16 protein-coding genes are annotated in these 13,380 nt (G+C 62.9%); 7 read left to right on the top strand and 9 right to left on the bottom strand.

Annotated features, from left to right (window positions below; all coding sequences use genetic code 11):
* Positions 1-49: 49 nt before the first annotated feature.
* The 4 genes from D8W71_RS12390 to speB all read right to left on the bottom strand — a co-directional run bounded on the left by D8W71_RS12390 (position 50) and on the right by speB (position 3,552).
* On the bottom strand, positions 50-1,105 hold the full coding sequence (locus D8W71_RS12390; protein ID WP_121113882.1) for a TerC family protein: 1,056 nt from the start codon (positions 1,103-1,105) through the stop codon (positions 50-52).
* Positions 1,102-1,257 (bottom strand): hypothetical protein, encoded by a 156-nt coding sequence (locus tag D8W71_RS27615; protein ID WP_201265331.1) that lies wholly within the window; start codon positions 1,255-1,257, stop codon positions 1,102-1,104. The genes D8W71_RS12390 and D8W71_RS27615 overlap by 4 nt, the downstream gene beginning before the upstream one ends.
* 150 nt (positions 1,258-1,407) lie before the next feature.
* A complete protein-coding gene (locus tag D8W71_RS12395) occupies positions 1,408-2,580 on the bottom strand; it encodes a PucR family transcriptional regulator (RefSeq protein ID WP_121113884.1) in 1,173 nt (390 codons plus the stop codon).
* 21 nt (positions 2,581-2,601) lie between these two features.
* Positions 2,602-3,552 carry an agmatinase gene (speB, locus tag D8W71_RS12400; protein WP_121113886.1) on the bottom strand — a complete coding sequence of 317 codons (951 nt, stop codon included), beginning with the start codon at positions 3,550-3,552 and terminating at the stop codon, positions 2,602-2,604.
* A 152-nt stretch (positions 3,553-3,704) separates the two neighbouring features.
* Between speB and D8W71_RS12405 the strand changes: the two genes are divergently transcribed.
* Together D8W71_RS12405 and D8W71_RS12410 are read left to right on the top strand one after the other, a co-directional pair.
* On the top strand, positions 3,705-4,517 hold the full coding sequence (locus D8W71_RS12405) for a carbon-nitrogen hydrolase family protein (RefSeq protein WP_121113888.1): 813 nt from the start codon (positions 3,705-3,707) through the stop codon (positions 4,515-4,517).
* Positions 4,514-6,199: a flavin monoamine oxidase family protein gene (locus D8W71_RS12410; protein WP_201265332.1), complete on the top strand. Its 1,686-nt coding sequence runs from the start codon at positions 4,514-4,516 to the stop codon at positions 6,197-6,199. Before D8W71_RS12405 ends, D8W71_RS12410 begins: the two co-directional genes overlap by 4 nt.
* An 80-nt stretch (positions 6,200-6,279) precedes the next feature.
* Here D8W71_RS12410 and D8W71_RS12415 read toward each other — a convergent pair whose 3' ends face one another.
* Together D8W71_RS12415 and D8W71_RS12420 are read right to left on the bottom strand one after the other, a co-directional pair.
* Entirely contained in the window at positions 6,280-6,762 is a 483-nt protein-coding gene (locus D8W71_RS12415; protein WP_121113890.1) for an Lrp/AsnC family transcriptional regulator, read from the bottom strand.
* The gene (locus tag D8W71_RS12420) at positions 6,759-7,913 is read right to left on the bottom strand and encodes an NAD(P)/FAD-dependent oxidoreductase (RefSeq protein WP_121113892.1); all 1,155 of its coding nucleotides are present in this window, start codon (positions 7,911-7,913) and stop codon (positions 6,759-6,761) included. The genes D8W71_RS12415 and D8W71_RS12420 overlap by 4 nt, the downstream gene beginning before the upstream one ends.
* 110 nt (positions 7,914-8,023) lie before the next feature.
* Here D8W71_RS12420 and D8W71_RS12425 point away from each other — a divergent pair, with 110 nt between their 5' ends.
* Positions 8,024-8,548 carry a peroxiredoxin gene (locus tag D8W71_RS12425; RefSeq protein WP_121119062.1) on the top strand — a complete coding sequence of 175 codons (525 nt, stop codon included), beginning with the start codon at positions 8,024-8,026 and terminating at the stop codon, positions 8,546-8,548.
* Here D8W71_RS12425 and D8W71_RS27620 read toward each other — a convergent pair.
* A complete protein-coding gene (locus D8W71_RS27620; protein ID WP_201265333.1) occupies positions 8,531-8,668 on the bottom strand; it encodes a hypothetical protein in 138 nt (45 codons plus the stop codon). The genes D8W71_RS12425 and D8W71_RS27620 overlap by 18 nt on opposite strands.
* Before the next feature lie 119 nt (positions 8,669-8,787).
* Between D8W71_RS27620 and D8W71_RS12430 the strand changes: the two genes are divergently transcribed.
* Positions 8,788-9,909, top strand: a complete 1,122-nt coding sequence (locus D8W71_RS12430) for a class I SAM-dependent methyltransferase (RefSeq protein ID WP_121113894.1) — start codon at positions 8,788-8,790, stop codon at positions 9,907-9,909.
* Positions 9,910-9,919: 10 nt separating this feature from the next.
* On the opposite strand, the gene D8W71_RS12435 is transcribed toward D8W71_RS12430, so the two are convergent.
* The gene (locus D8W71_RS12435) at positions 9,920-10,342 is read right to left on the bottom strand and encodes a hypothetical protein (protein WP_201265335.1); all 423 of its coding nucleotides are present in this window, start codon (positions 10,340-10,342) and stop codon (positions 9,920-9,922) included.
* A 221-nt stretch (positions 10,343-10,563) separates the two neighbouring features.
* Between D8W71_RS12435 and D8W71_RS12440 the strand changes: the two genes are divergently transcribed.
* Positions 10,564-11,406, top strand: a complete 843-nt coding sequence (locus tag D8W71_RS12440) for a Bax inhibitor-1/YccA family protein (RefSeq protein WP_121119066.1) — start codon at positions 10,564-10,566, stop codon at positions 11,404-11,406.
* Positions 11,407-11,587: 181 nt separating this feature from the next.
* Positions 11,588-11,743 carry a hypothetical protein gene (locus D8W71_RS27365; RefSeq protein WP_153275374.1) on the top strand — a complete coding sequence of 52 codons (156 nt, stop codon included), beginning with the start codon at positions 11,588-11,590 and terminating at the stop codon, positions 11,741-11,743.
* 137 nt (positions 11,744-11,880) lie between these two features.
* Here D8W71_RS27365 and D8W71_RS12445 read toward each other — a convergent pair whose 3' ends face one another.
* Positions 11,881-12,387 (bottom strand): hypothetical protein, encoded by a 507-nt coding sequence (locus tag D8W71_RS12445; protein WP_153275375.1) that lies wholly within the window; start codon positions 12,385-12,387, stop codon positions 11,881-11,883.
* Between the two features lie 244 nt (positions 12,388-12,631).
* Here D8W71_RS12445 and D8W71_RS12450 point away from each other — a divergent pair, with 244 nt between their 5' ends.
* Positions 12,632-13,369: a GAF domain-containing protein gene (locus tag D8W71_RS12450; RefSeq protein WP_153275376.1), complete on the top strand. Its 738-nt coding sequence runs from the start codon at positions 12,632-12,634 to the stop codon at positions 13,367-13,369.
* Positions 13,370-13,380 lie beyond the last annotated feature (11 nt).

The following is a 13,380-nucleotide window of genomic DNA, read 5'->3' on the forward strand; positions in this document are numbered from 1 at the left end:
CCCGGGGTGCTTCTGTACGAAACACCTCGGGCAGCCGACGTGATGATCACTACTTCGTGTCCGGATCCTTCGAGAGCGATCCTGCCGACGAAGCATCGGCGCCGGGGCTCGAACCGAGACCTGTGCTCGACGGGTCCGCCGAACCGGTGTCGACAGCCGGGTCCTCCGGCTCGTTCTTGGGCGGGATTTTCAGGCTCAAAATGATCGAGCCTGCCAGCACCACGATGATGACCACCAGCGAGATGTAGGAGGGAATCTCGGGGATGGACGTGCTGATCACCTTGTGGCTTGCTTGGAGTACCAGCTTGATGCCGATGAACCCGAGGATGATCGCCAGGCCCTTGGACAGGAAGTGGAACTTGTCCAGCAGTCCGGACAGCAGGAAGTAGAGCGCACGCAGGCCGAGGATTGCGAAGGCGTTGGACGAGTAGATGATGAACGGATCGTCGCTCACCGCGAGGACCGCGGGGACGCTGTCCACCGCGAACACGAGGTCTGCGGCTTCGATGGCCACTACGACCGCCAGCAGCGGCGTCGCGACGCGCTTGCCTGCTTCCTTGACGAAGAACTTGGTGCCGTCGTATTCGTCGCGGACCGGAATGATCTTGCGCAGGAGGCGGACGGCGATCGACTGGCTCGGATCGTACGAATCCTCCTCGTCCTTCATCAGCTTCCATGCGCTGTAGAGAAGGATCGCTGCGAAGACGAACAGAACGACCGTGAACTTGCTGACGATGGCCACGCCTGCGGCGAGGAAGATTCCGCGGAAGACCAACGCGCCGATGACACCGAAGAACAACACACGGTGCTGGTACTCACGCGGGACTTTGAAGTAACCGAAGATCAGGGCGAAGACGAAGAGATTGTCCACCGACAAGCTCTTCTCGAGGAGCCACGCGGTGGTGTACTCGACGCCGGCAGTGGTGCCGAGTGTTGCGAAGACGACACCGCCGAAGATCAATGCGACGCCCACCCACAGTGCGCTCCACCATGCAGCTTCCCTGAAGCCGATGATGTGCGCGCCTCGGTGCGCAAGTAGGTCGATGGCCAGCAGGATGACAACAACGGCGGCGAATGCCGCCCATGCCCATACCGGGACGTTCATCGGCGAGTGTCCTTATTCTTGAGTCGAGATCCGAGGCTTTTCAACTTGGCCTGGTTCTCGGGTTTGGTGGCGTAGGCGCGTGCCTGCGCGATCAGTTTCTTACCCTGCGGGCTTCGTGCGAACACCTGCAGTTTCGAGATCATCGATGCCATGAAACGGTGCTCCTGTCCTTCAGTTCACTGCGGCGGTGGTGGTTCGGCCGCGACTTCTCCAGTGTGCCTGTTGTGAATGCGGCATTCACTGTCCGAATCCGGATATGTTTGTCCGATCTCTATTGCCGTAATCCGGCAACAAAGCACAGATCACGTGGTCGGCCACCCGAGCAACTTGGCCCCGTACACCGCAGTCTGCAATGAAAAGCGCTCGCTGGGGTCGTTGACGTCGTGGCCGGAGAGCTCGGCGATGCGTGCGAGTCGGTAGGTGACCGCTCGAACGGACAAGTGCATTGCGCGCGCTGTCATTGCGGAGTTGCCGCCGGAATCGAAATAGGCGAACAGCGTGTCCAACAGCGGTCCGGCACCTCCGCGCGCTGTGGTCAGCGGAGTCAGCACGGTCTCGACGAGATCGGTGATCGCAGCTCGATCATCGAGCAGCACCCGGTAGACGAGCAGTTCCCGGGCGTCGACGACCACCGCGGACAATCCGAGCCTCGAACCGAGGTCGAGCGCATCGAGTGCTTCACGATAGGAGGACACCACTCCTGTCACGCTGGCGCCTGCACGCCCGACACCGAGCTTTCGGGACTTCCCGTCCGCGTAGGCCTTCTCGGTTGCGATGCGCACACGGTCGACCACGTACTCGACGGCCCGGTTGTCCGGCGCTGCGAATACCACGACGAGCCGCCCCTGCTTGCTGGCGACCAAGACGCCGGTGTCGGCTTTGCTGCCCTCCACCGAACGTTCGACCTCGGTGATCACGGCACTGCCGTCGGTGAACGGCACCGGCCCTTCGACGACGATCACTGCGTGTGGGCTGGTGAGGTCCAAACCGAAGTTCTCGGCACGGCCGATGACCCCCGCGATGTCGGCGCTACCCGAGAGCAGGTCGTCGACGAACTCGCGCCGAGCCGATACCTCTGCTCGAACGAGTGAGCGTCGTGAGAGCTGATAGCCCTCCGCGAGCTCGGCGACCGCGTCGTCGACGGCGTGCAGCATCACCTCGCCCGCCGTCACCACCGCGTCCGGGTCCTTCGCGGCGTTCACCACGGCTGGCAAGGTGCGCCACAATCTCCACGCGGAAGACAGGTACAGATCCAACAACGCGCGCAGCGCGACGCCCTGGCGCGCTGCCGTGTCGCCGTGGGTGCGCAACGTGCGCAGCTGGCGTTTGGACAACGGCCGGCCATCGGACACCGCGGAGGTCAATACGTCGAGGAAGTCACCGAGCAGTTCGGTCGGCAGTCCACCTGCATCCTCGGCCGCAAGATCCGCGACGGCTCGTTGCGATCCGTTCTCGAATGCAGAATTCTGTGCCACCGGTCGATGGTATGCGGCCGGTCAGCGGCCCAGCGCCAGCACCGAGAGCAACTCGTAGGCGACGTGCGCGGCGGCGATGCCCGTGATCTCGGCATGGTCGTAGGCAGGTGCCACCTCGACGATGTCGGCACCGACAACGTTGACACCCACGAGTCCGCGCAACGTGTTCAGCAATTCGCGCGAGGTCATGCCCCCGGCTTCCGGCGTCCCAGTTCCCGGTGCGTGCGCCGGATCGAGCACGTCGATGTCGACCGAGACGTAGACCGGTCCCGTATCGAGGCGTGCGCGCATGCGATCGACGATGCTTGCCACGCCGTCGAATTCGTAATCGTCGGATCGGATCACTTGGAAGCCGAGGATCCCGTCGTCCTCCAGGTCCTGTTCGCTGTAGAGCGGACCGCGGATTCCGATGTGTTGCGACCGCTCCAGATCGATCAACCCTTCCTCGCTCGCCCGACGAAACGGAGTGCCGTGGGTGAAGGGGGCACCGAAGTAGGTGTCCCAGGTGTCGAGGTGAGCGTCGAAGTGGAGCACGGCGAGAGGTCCGTGATCCCGGGCGAGCGAACGCAGAATGGGAAGCGCGATGGTGTGATCCCCGCCGATCGTGAGCACCGAGGACCCGTCCTTGCGTAGATCGGTGACTGCGGACTCGACGGTGGCGAGGGCCTCGGTGATGTCGAACGGGTTCACTCCGATGTCCCCGAAGTCGGCGACCTGTTGATTCGCGAAGGGCGATACCTTCAGAGCAGGGTTGTACGGGCGAAGGAGTTTCGACGACGCCCTGATGTGACTCGGGCCGAACCGAGCCCCCGGTCGGTAGCTGACTCCCGAGTCGAACGGAACTCCGAGGATCGTCACGTCGGCGCGTGACACCTCGTCGAGCCGGGGGAGGCGCGCGAACGTGGTGGGCTCGGCGTAACGCGGTACTTTCGTGGCGTCGACAGGCCCTACGGGCCGATGTTGGTCGGTCATGAATCGACTCTGTCGTACTCCGGAGAAACGCGCTCGATAACGGTGACATGTCTTGGGGCGTCAGCGCGGTGCGGCCATCGGTCCGCAGTCCCCGCAACCATGTCGTTCGGCGAGTATCGTCCGCTTCAGTCTCCAGCAGAGAGGAAGCAGCCATGACCGCGACCGTCCGTGCGTCGTTGTTTCAAGGCCCGCAGTTCTCGGGGGAGGTCCGCGCCAATCTCGACGCGATAGCCGGTGCCGCCGAACGCGCTGCGGATGCCGGGGCGAGCATCCTCGTCACACCCGAGATGTCGGCAACCGGATACGACATAGGCGACCTCGTCGATGTTCGCGCGGAACCTGCCGACGGACCGATCTACGAGTCGTTTTCGTCGATCGCGCGGACGACAGGAGTGGCCATCGTCTACGGCTATCCGGAGTCGGCGGACGGGGGAATCTACAACTCCGTACAGGTGGTCGACGCGGACGGGACGTCGGTGGCGCGGTACCGCAAGACCCATCTGTTCGGTGACCTCGACCGAGGGCACTTTCTGGCGGGTAACGACCTCGTCGTGCAGTTCGACATCGGCGGAATAACCTGCGGGTTGTTGACCTGTTACGACGTGGAGTTCCCCGAAGCCGTTCGCGCACATTCGGATTCGGGAACGCAGTGGCTCATCGTGCCGACCGGTCTGATGATGCCGTTCGACATCGTCGCCACCCATGTCGTGCCGGCGCGAGCATACGAGAGCCAACTGTTCATCGCGTACGTCAATCGCTGTGGACGTGAGTCCGACCTGGAGTATTGCGGGCTCACATGCGCGATCGCGCCCGACGGATCCGAACTCGCTCGCGCCGGTCGCGTGCAGGAATCCATCCTGGTCGACATCGATACCGCCACGTTGCTCGAATCCAGAACAGTCAACACTCATCTCGACGACCGGAGGCCGGATTTGTACACAGCACACGGAAGGGGTCGTTCGTGACCACTCCAGTCACACCGGACAGCACGTCCACGGACTCCGATGCTCGGCCGCTGACGATGTTCGGGCCGGACTTCCCGTTTGCATACGACGACTACCTGGCCCATCCCGGCGGTCTAGGCTCCGTACCGCAGTCGGCAATCGGGACCGAAGTCGCGATTATCGGCGGCGGGCTCGCCGGGATCGTTGCTGCATACGAATTGGCCAAGCTGGGGCTCGAACCGGTTGTGCACGAATCGGATCAGATCGGTGGTCGCATGCGTTCGGTCCCGTTCGACGGGCACAGCGGCATCGTCGCCGAAATGGGAGCGATGCGGTTTCCGCCGTCGTCGACCGCGCTGTTCCGGTACCTCGATCTGCTTGCACTCGACACGGAACCGTTCCCGAACCCGCTTGCCGAGGTCACTCCGAGCACGGTCATCGACCTCAAGGGTGAAAGCCACTACGCGCAGAGCCTGGGTGATCTGCCCGAGGTGTTCGCCGAGGTGTCGCTCGCATGGCAACGCACGCTCGAGGATCACGCCGACCTCGTGCCGTTGCAACGTGCGATTCGAGCGAGAGACACCGCCGAGATCAAGCGACTGTGGAACGATCTCGTCGTTCGATTCGACGACCAGACCTTCTACGGTTTTCTCGCTGCGTCGGAGCACTTTCGGTCGTTCCGGCTACGAGAAGTGTTCGGGCAGGTCGGTTTCGGAACCGGTGGTTGGGACACGGACTATCCCAATTCCATCCTCGAGATATTGCGCGTCGTCGTCACGGCCGCCGACGATCACCACCGCGGGATCGTCGGCGGTGCGCAGCAGGTTCCGGTCGGCTTGTGGAATGCGCCGCTGGAATCTCCGCACTGGCCCGCAGGCACGTCGGTGGCGTCCCTCAACGGTGGCAATCCTGCGCCTCGGGTCACGGCGCTTCGCCGGACAGAGGCGGGAATTCTGTTGCGGGACGCCACCGGCACCGAAAAGACATACCAGGCCGCTGTGGTGACCGCACAGAGTTGGATGCTGCTCAGCTCCATCGAGTGCGAGGACGACCTGCTGCCGATCGATCACTGGACCGCGATCGAGCGCACTCACTACATGGGCTCGACGAAGGTTTTCGTTCTCGTCGATCGACCGTTCTGGAAGGACAAGGACCCCAAGACCGGTCGCGACGTGGTGAGTATGACGCTCACCGACCGCATGAGTAGGGGAACGTATCTACTGGACCAAGGTGAAGGCAGACCCGGCCTGATCTGTCTGTCCTACACCTGGTCGGACGATTCGCTCAAGTTGCTGGCCCTGAACGCCCGCGAGCGCGCCAACATCGTCCTGCGGTCGTTGGAAGGAATCTATCCAGGCGTCGATTTCAGATCGCACATCATCGGTGAACCGGTCACGCTGTCGTGGGAGACGGAACGAGACTTCATGGGCGCGTTCAAGGCGAATTTGCCTGGGCACTACCGCTATCAGGAGAGATTGTTCGGACACTTCGTTCAAGATTCCTTCGCCGAGCGCCACCGCGGGCTTTTCCTTGCGGGCGACGATATCTCCTGGACCGCCGGGTGGGCCGAGGGCGCCATCCAGACGGCACTGAATTCGGTCTGGGGCGTCGTACATCATCTGGGCGGCCGATCGGCACCGGGCAACCCTGGTCCGGGCGACGTGTTCGAGCAGATTGCGCCGCTCCGGTTGGGCGACACGTAGGGGTGGGGCCTGGTGGGATAACGTCTACGAGGGGCCGGCGCCGCGTCGGGGGCGGCGCCGGTTCACCGAAAGTTCGGCCATCATTGCCGGTCTCCTGTGGCTGCCGCGCGTTCCAGCAGCGGTGTCGTCCGATACGGAATCAGTTCACTCATTGCGATGGCCATGTTGGTGCGCTCGACTCCGGGAATCTTGAGAATCAATCCGGCGACGCGATACAGGTCGTCCGCGTCGAGCGCGGCAATTCGGATGTGCATGTCGGACGCGCCGGACAGACCGAACACCTCCAGCACCTCAGGGATGGTCCGTAGGTGGTCGGTGACCGAGGCCAAGGTGTGTTGATCCACTCGTGTGGTCACGAACGCTTGTAGCGCATATCCGAGGCTTCGCGGACGCACCCGGTGGTCGATGGGTGTGAGCGCATCCCTGTCCTCCCACCGTGCAAGCCGAGCCTGAACTGTATTGCGGGACAAGCCGAGGCCGTTCGCAAGCTCGACGCCGGTCGCGCGTGGTTTCTCACACAGGGCGAGCAGGAGTCGGGCGTCGGTTCGGTCGAAATCGGTCATTCGTCCACGGTAGTGCGCATCGGTCTGCCCGGCATCAGATCTGCGACGCGGAGGCCGCGCTCGACCGCGTCGACGGGCACGGAATCGCCGCGAACGAGCGCTGCGCCGACGCGCGCAAGGGCAGCGCACGTCTGAATCCCGTACCCGCCCTGGCCCGCGCACCAGAAGAAGCCGTCGACAGTGTCGTCGAAACCCACCACGGGTGTGCGATCGGCGACGAAACTTCGCAGGCCGGCCCACGACGACCTGACATGCCGTGCGGTCAGTGTCGTGGTCTCTCCGATGGCGTCCAGTGCACGGGCGATCTCGAGTTCGTCCGGACGCGCGTCGTACGGTTCTGTGGGCGTCTCGTCCGCAGGCGAGCATAGAATTTGCGCGCCTTCGGGCTTGAGGTAGAAGCTTTCGTCAATGTCACTGAGGGTAGGGAGAGCGTCGGCGTCGATCCCGTCGGGCGCGCTGATCATGAAGATGGTGCGACGCAGAGGTTGCAATCCGACTCGTGATGCTCCAGCCCGTTCGCCGACGGAATCCGCCCATGCGCCCGCGGCATTCACGACAATCGATGCCCGACGGACGGTGCCGTCAGCGGACGCGACGACCCACATCCCGTCTTTCCGCTGCAGGCCGACGACGCCGCTGGATGTGGCCACGGCTCCGCCGCGGCTGCGGAGGCCGCGAACGAAACCCTGATGGAGGGCGTGCACGTCGACCTCCATCGAGCCTGGCTCAAACAGTGCGAGATCGATACGTTCGGGTCGCAGCAATGGACAGAGCGTTGCCGCATCGACCGGGGAGATCAACTCGGCATCGGGCGTCAGCGTGCGGACACGGGAGTACATCGCCTCCAGCGTGTCACCGCGTCCACGTGCAGCGAATTGAAGCAAGGATCGCGGCGAGAGAAGCTCACTGTCCCAGTGCCCGGGAGGGTCGCTCAGGAACTGCCTGCTCGCCGTCGTGAGGGCGCGAATCGTGTCGTTGCCGTAGGTCTCGAGGAACAGAGCAGCCGATCTGCCCGTCGTGTGGAACGCCAGCGTCGCCTCGGACTCGACAAGGCAAACCGAGCGGTCTGCGGCAAGCTCGTATGCGATGGACACTCCGGCGATACCGCCCCCGATGACGATCACGTCGAACCCTGGCTGCTGATCGTCCATGCGCTGTGACTGTACTGGCCCATCCGGGCGGACTCGGGCACGCCGGCGGCATTCGAGGACGATGCTTTGTCGAATTCGACATACCGAAACGGACACGTACCCTGTCCACCATGCGCACTGGCCAAACGGCGCCGGACTTCCGGCTACCGGATCACGAGGGAAACATCAGGTCCCTCAGTGAACTGCTGGCAGCCGGGCCTGTCGTGCTGTTCTTCTATCCCGCAGCGTCGAGCCCGATCTGTACCGCCGAGGCCTGCCACTTCAGGGACCTCGGCCGCTCGTTCGATGCGCTCGGAGCCCAGCGAGTGGGTATCAGTACCGACACCTCGGACAAGCAGTCACATTTCGCACTGCAGAGATCGTTCGACTACCCGTTGTTGGCGGACTCCGACGCCTCGGTTGCAGGAGAGTTCGGAGTGCGACGCGGGGGCTGGTTTGCCAGGCGTAGACGCCGGAAAGAGATCGAGAGTCGAAAGTCACATGCCGCGCAGCGAGGAATGATCCGTCAGCTGCTGTCGGTCAAGAGGACGACCTTCGTGATCGACCGAAACAGGGTGATCAGGTTGGTGGTGACAAGCGAGCGTGCACACGTACACGCAGACAAGGCGCTGGACTATTTACGCTACCTGTCCTGAGGTGTTCTCCCCGCTGAAGAGCGTCGTGTAGACGGCTGGCTTCGTGTTCTCGGAGGGGGCGTCGACGGCGGCGTTGTCGATGTGGCTGAACAATGCCTCGGTCTGCTTCGATGGTTCCATCCCACGAGCATGCTCTCGATCGTGTGGAAATGCCACTCGGACTCGCTGATTGTCGCCCAGGAAAATACCGACGTTCGACTTGTCCGAACAGCCACGAGACCGAATGGAAGACTCATCACGTGCCCGACCTCGAATCAGTCCTTGCCGGACTGCGCCGCCGCCCCGATGCGGAGGCAACCAATCTCTTTGCCGTCGACGCGGCAGACCGCCTGATACTCGACGCGGTGAACGAGGGCGTTCCCGACGTCCGCGCTCGGACCATTGCAGTGATCGGCGATCGTTACGGCGCCTTGACCCTCGGGCTCGCCGCGCGGCACGGTGTCACCGACATCCGGGTGCACCAGGATTCGTACACCGGCGAAATCGCGTTGTCGCACAACGCAGCCGACGCCGGGCTCGATGGTGTGCACCGTCAGCACGGGCTGGACGAAGCGCTGCTGCGCGAGGTGAACCTGGTGGTGATGCAATTGCCGAGGAGCCTTGCCGAACTCACCGAGATCGCCGAGGCCATAGCCTCCTTCGCCGCTGCCGACGTGCAGGTCTTTGCCGGAGGACGAGACAAACACATGACCCCGGCTATGAACTCGGTACTGGGAGCATCGTTCGGCTCTGTGGTCGCAGGGAGAGGACGTCAGAAGGCGCGCGTCCTGACAGCGACGCACCCGATACGCCCGTCTGCGAGGACCTTTCCGATGACTGCGGACCTCGCTGACGTCGATCTCACCGTCGTGGCACACGGTGCGGTCTTCGCAGGCACCAAATTGGACATCGGTACGCGGTTCCTCGCGGGATTCGAACCGCGGATGATGCCGGATGCGCGCCAGATCGTCGACCTCGGATGCGGGACGGGAATTCTGGCCTGCTTACTGGCGCGGGCCCGCGGCGACGCACGGGTACATGCAACCGACCGTTCCGCGGCAGCCATCGACTCGGCGCGGGCGACCGCCGAAGCGAATGGACTCGACATCGATGTAGTGCGCGACGACGCGATGTCGACGTTCCCGGCAGCGTCGGTGGATCTGATCGTGTGCAACCCGCCGTTCCACGAGGGGGCGTCGCTGCACACGGGAAGCGCCGAGAAGTTGTTCGAGGCGGCGGGCAGAGTGCTTCGGTCGGGCGGCGAAATGTGGACGGTGTACAACACGCACCTGGGTTATCGAGGGGCGTTGGGAAAGGCCGTCGGACCGACCGCGGTGGCGGGAAAGAACGCGAAATTCACCGTCACCCGGTCGGTCGTGTAGGCGTCGGTCGCTACTCGACCGGTCCGCCGTCCTCCGGCGTGCCGTCGATCTGGCCTCGATTGCGCCCACGATCTTCGACGAGAGTCCCCTCGATGATCTCGGCTTGACGCTGACCGTCGGCATAGTCGATGTCAGGTGCCTCGTCGGATTCGAGAATCTCGTGGTCGACGACTTCTTCGGTCAACTCGTCGTCCGGAATCTCGTTGACCGAGCGGTCGTCGTCTTCGAGCGGGGTGTCCGGTTCTTCCTCGCTCAGCTTCTCGTCCAGGCTCTCGCCTTCGCGCGCTTCGGCAGCGGTGGTACCGAACTTGTCCGATTCGCTGTAGTGATCGGGTGCGTCCACCACGGTGTCGCCGTCGTCGTTGCGAATCTCGTCCGAATCGACGCTTTCGCTCTGGTCCAATGTGTCGCCTGGTCCGTCTTCGATGCTCATCACTCCATAGTCCATGCCCACAAGAAGGCGCCGAGAAACAGGGGTAGGAATGCGCATTCGACCCCACGAGGCGGTAAAGTCCGATTTGTCGGGAGTTGAGGTCGGTCCGACTGGGAACTTTTGTCCGTATGTGGCACGTTCTACGTACAACAGCCCGGGGACCCCCTCGGCAATCGGCCCGAATCTACGAAGGCATGCACCTTCAGAAGGGACGTGACACGGTGCGCACCTCCAGCAACCCGGTGTTCCGCAACCTGCCCAAGCAGGAGGGCGGCGGATACGCCACTTTCGGCAGTGCGACGGCAGGCGCCTCGCAGGCCACACAGTTCGGCGGACCCCAGGGTCAGCCACAGCCGTACCAGACCGGTCCGGACACGCGGGCCATGACCATCGACGACGTCGTGACCAAGACCGGCATCACGCTCGGTGTTCTTGCCATCACGGCCATCGTGTCCTACCTCCTCGTCGACGGTAACCCGGGCCTCGCGGCACCGTTCGTCATCGGTGGCGGCCTCGTGGGTCTCGGCCTCGTCCTCTTCGCCACGTTCGGTCGCAAGATGGACAACAAGGCGATCGTGTTGGCATACGCGGTAGCCGAGGGCTTTTTCCTCGGTGCGCTGTCGTTCATGTTCACGTTCCCGATCCAGAATGTGGCTGCAGGGACTCTCATCGCCCAGGCTGTTCTCGGAACATTCGGTGTGTTCTTCGGAATGTTGGTCGTCTACAAGACCGGCGCCATCCGCGTCACGCCTCGTTTGACCCGCATGATCGTCGGCGCACTCATCGGCGTCGTCGTCCTGGCTCTCGGCAACCTCGTCGCCAGCTTCTTCATGGATGGCGGCCTCGGCCTCCGCGACGGTGGCCCGATCGCGATCATCTTCAGCCTCGTCTGCATCGGCATCGCCGCGTTCAGCTTCCTGCTGGACTTCGACCAGGCCGACCAGCTGATCCGCGCTCAGGCTCCGGAGAAGGCAGCATGGGGCGTCGCCCTCGGCCTGACCATCACCCTCGTGTGGTTGTACGTCGAGATCCTGCGTCTGCTCAGCTACTTCAACAACGACTGATCTAGCACCAATCGGGAAGCTCCCCAGTTCCGATCTAGCCCCTGGCCTGCACTTTCGAGTGTGGGTCGGGGGCTTTTCGTTTCGTCAGGCTGTGTCGGTGACACGCTTTGACACAACTGCGCCGTAACTCTCGGCGGCGGCAGTCAGGGCATCGTTCTGCGAGTGCAGGTACACCCGCGCTGTGACGTCGGCTGCGTGGAAGGCAGCGTTCGCTGAGTTCCTTGCTGCCCGTACGGCGTGGTCGCAGGAACATGACGGTGCGCCGTTGCCCACGATCGAGGTGAACGGCGACGAGCCGTTCGACTGGTCTCGGTTTCGTAAGTCGGTGCCGGACTGATCGGCGTCAAACTCACCGCGCCCGGGGTTGAGGTGAGTTGACCGGTGAGCGGAATGCATGAGCGGTGTCTGCATCCCTCAGCGCCGATGCGACAGCCCGCAGGACATCCGTGGAACGATGCCTGCGGGTTTCGTCGTTCACTCGTCGGTGAGTACCCGAATTGGGGCGTTCATGCCTCTCTTGCTCCAGCGCAGTCCCGCAGCGTCGAGGAAACTGAAGGTGACCTTGTATTCGCCGGTGCGGTGGTTCAGAACTGTTCCCGTCGTGTCGAGGTGCTCAACGGGAATCATGAATTCACCTTGGGCGTCGATGGTGTTCGTCTCTGCTCGTGCGCCTCGGACCCGCGGGTTCACTCTCCAGATGGCATCGGGCGAGTCGACCTTGACGACACCTTCCAGTGAAACATGGTGAATCGGTGCGTCGCTGCGGTTGACGATCGTCACTTTGACGCCACCGAACGCGCTCAGCTCGAAGAATATTAGGCGTGCTTGCGCTGCTTCGAGATCGCGGCGCTCTGCGGCACGAACGACTTCGTCTGCCGCATACCGGCGGCTGTCACGGACCGCGAGGGTGAGTGCTACAGCCACGGCGCTGATCGTCCCCACCGCGCCGAGCCAGGCCGGTACCGATCCCCAATCGATCATGAGGTGGACCATATGCGAAATTGGGGATCCGCACCTTGATCGAGAGACTGCTCCAGCATTTGAACTTGGCCGACTGCTGCATACCGGCTTGCTGATGTGAGAAGGTGTCGCGGTGGACCAGGACACTGCCAAACCGGTGAAAGATCGCGCATTCTTGTTCAACACACTCGCGCTGGTCTTCGGAATCGGAACGGCGGGAGCAACTTTGTTGTCTCGAACCACAGAGGGCAGTGCACTTGTCGCCGTGAACATTGCCGCTACCGTGCTAGCAGTTCTGACTGCCGTGACGGTGTTTCTCAAGTCCCGTAACGAGCACAAGGTGAAGGAGTCGCTGAAAGCGTCAGAGAAGACAGTGAGGAGGCAGCTCGACGAGACCGAGTTTCGCACCAAAGCTGAAGTGAACGGTGCATTTCTCGGAGCCTCAGACCGGCTCCGCGAACTATCGGTCGCCAAGTCGGACAAGGACTTGACGGGCTTCTTGCAAGATGTCGTGACAGCCACATGCACGCTATTGACGAACGACAAACCTCGCGTCGGCTACTTCCAGGTGAGGGACTTAGCGGCACCGACTCGCACCATGAAACGAGTGGCATCCTGGGGTCCGGACCGTCTAGACGAGTTCACGACGGACTTCGATGAGGCTAGTGGCACGGACACTAACGTGTGGCGACTGCTCACCAGTGACAACGTGACCTACGAACGTGACATTGCGGTCCATATCCCTGACGGGTCGAACTTCGATGGTCGAGTGTATAAGTCGTACGTATCGATAGCCGTTCGCGCCGGCGGAATCGAGATGGGGATGCTCACGGCCAACACGCTTGAAGTCGACGGATTCAGCGACGTAGACGTCGCGATGATGAGGGTGCTCGCCCGGCTCATCGCCGCGGGCGAGGCTACGTGCATGTCACCTCAGAAAGTGAACGCAGCGCGCAGCGCAGCAGAACGACGTATCGTGACCGGACCTGAACAACATGTCTGACCCAGAGGCTA

This window comes from Rhodococcus sp. P1Y (assembly GCF_003641205.1).
Lineage (GTDB): Bacteria > Actinomycetota > Actinomycetes > Mycobacteriales > Mycobacteriaceae > Rhodococcoides.

Bases quoted from the DNA above. Each gene is read 5' to 3' on its own strand.
- speB (WP_121113886.1), bottom strand. From the start codon at position 3,552: ATGACCGACCAACATCGGCCCGTAGGGCCTGTCGACGCCACGAAAGTA.
- D8W71_RS12405 (WP_121113888.1), top strand. From the start codon at position 3,705: ATGACCGCGACCGTCCGTGCGTCGTTGTTTCAAGGCCCGCAGTTCTCG.
- D8W71_RS27615 (WP_201265331.1), bottom strand. From the start codon at position 1,257: ATGGCATCGATGATCTCGAAACTGCAGGTGTTCGCACGAAGCCCGCAG.
- D8W71_RS12425 (WP_121119062.1), top strand. From the start codon at position 8,024: ATGCGCACTGGCCAAACGGCGCCGGACTTCCGGCTACCGGATCACGAG.
- D8W71_RS12390 (WP_121113882.1), bottom strand. From the start codon at position 1,105: ATGAACGTCCCGGTATGGGCATGGGCGGCATTCGCCGCCGTTGTTGTC.
- D8W71_RS12420 (WP_121113892.1), bottom strand. From the start codon at position 7,913: ATGGACGATCAGCAGCCAGGGTTCGACGTGATCGTCATCGGGGGCGGT.
- D8W71_RS12445 (WP_153275375.1), bottom strand. From the start codon at position 12,387: ATGATCGATTGGGGATCGGTACCGGCCTGGCTCGGCGCGGTGGGGACG.
- D8W71_RS12415 (WP_121113890.1), bottom strand. From the start codon at position 6,762: ATGACCGATTTCGACCGAACCGACGCCCGACTCCTGCTCGCCCTGTGT.
- D8W71_RS12435 (WP_201265335.1), bottom strand. From the start codon at position 10,342: ATGAGCATCGAAGACGGACCAGGCGACACATTGGACCAGAGCGAAAGC.
- D8W71_RS27620 (WP_201265333.1), bottom strand. From the start codon at position 8,668: ATGGAACCATCGAAGCAGACCGAGGCATTGTTCAGCCACATCGACAAC.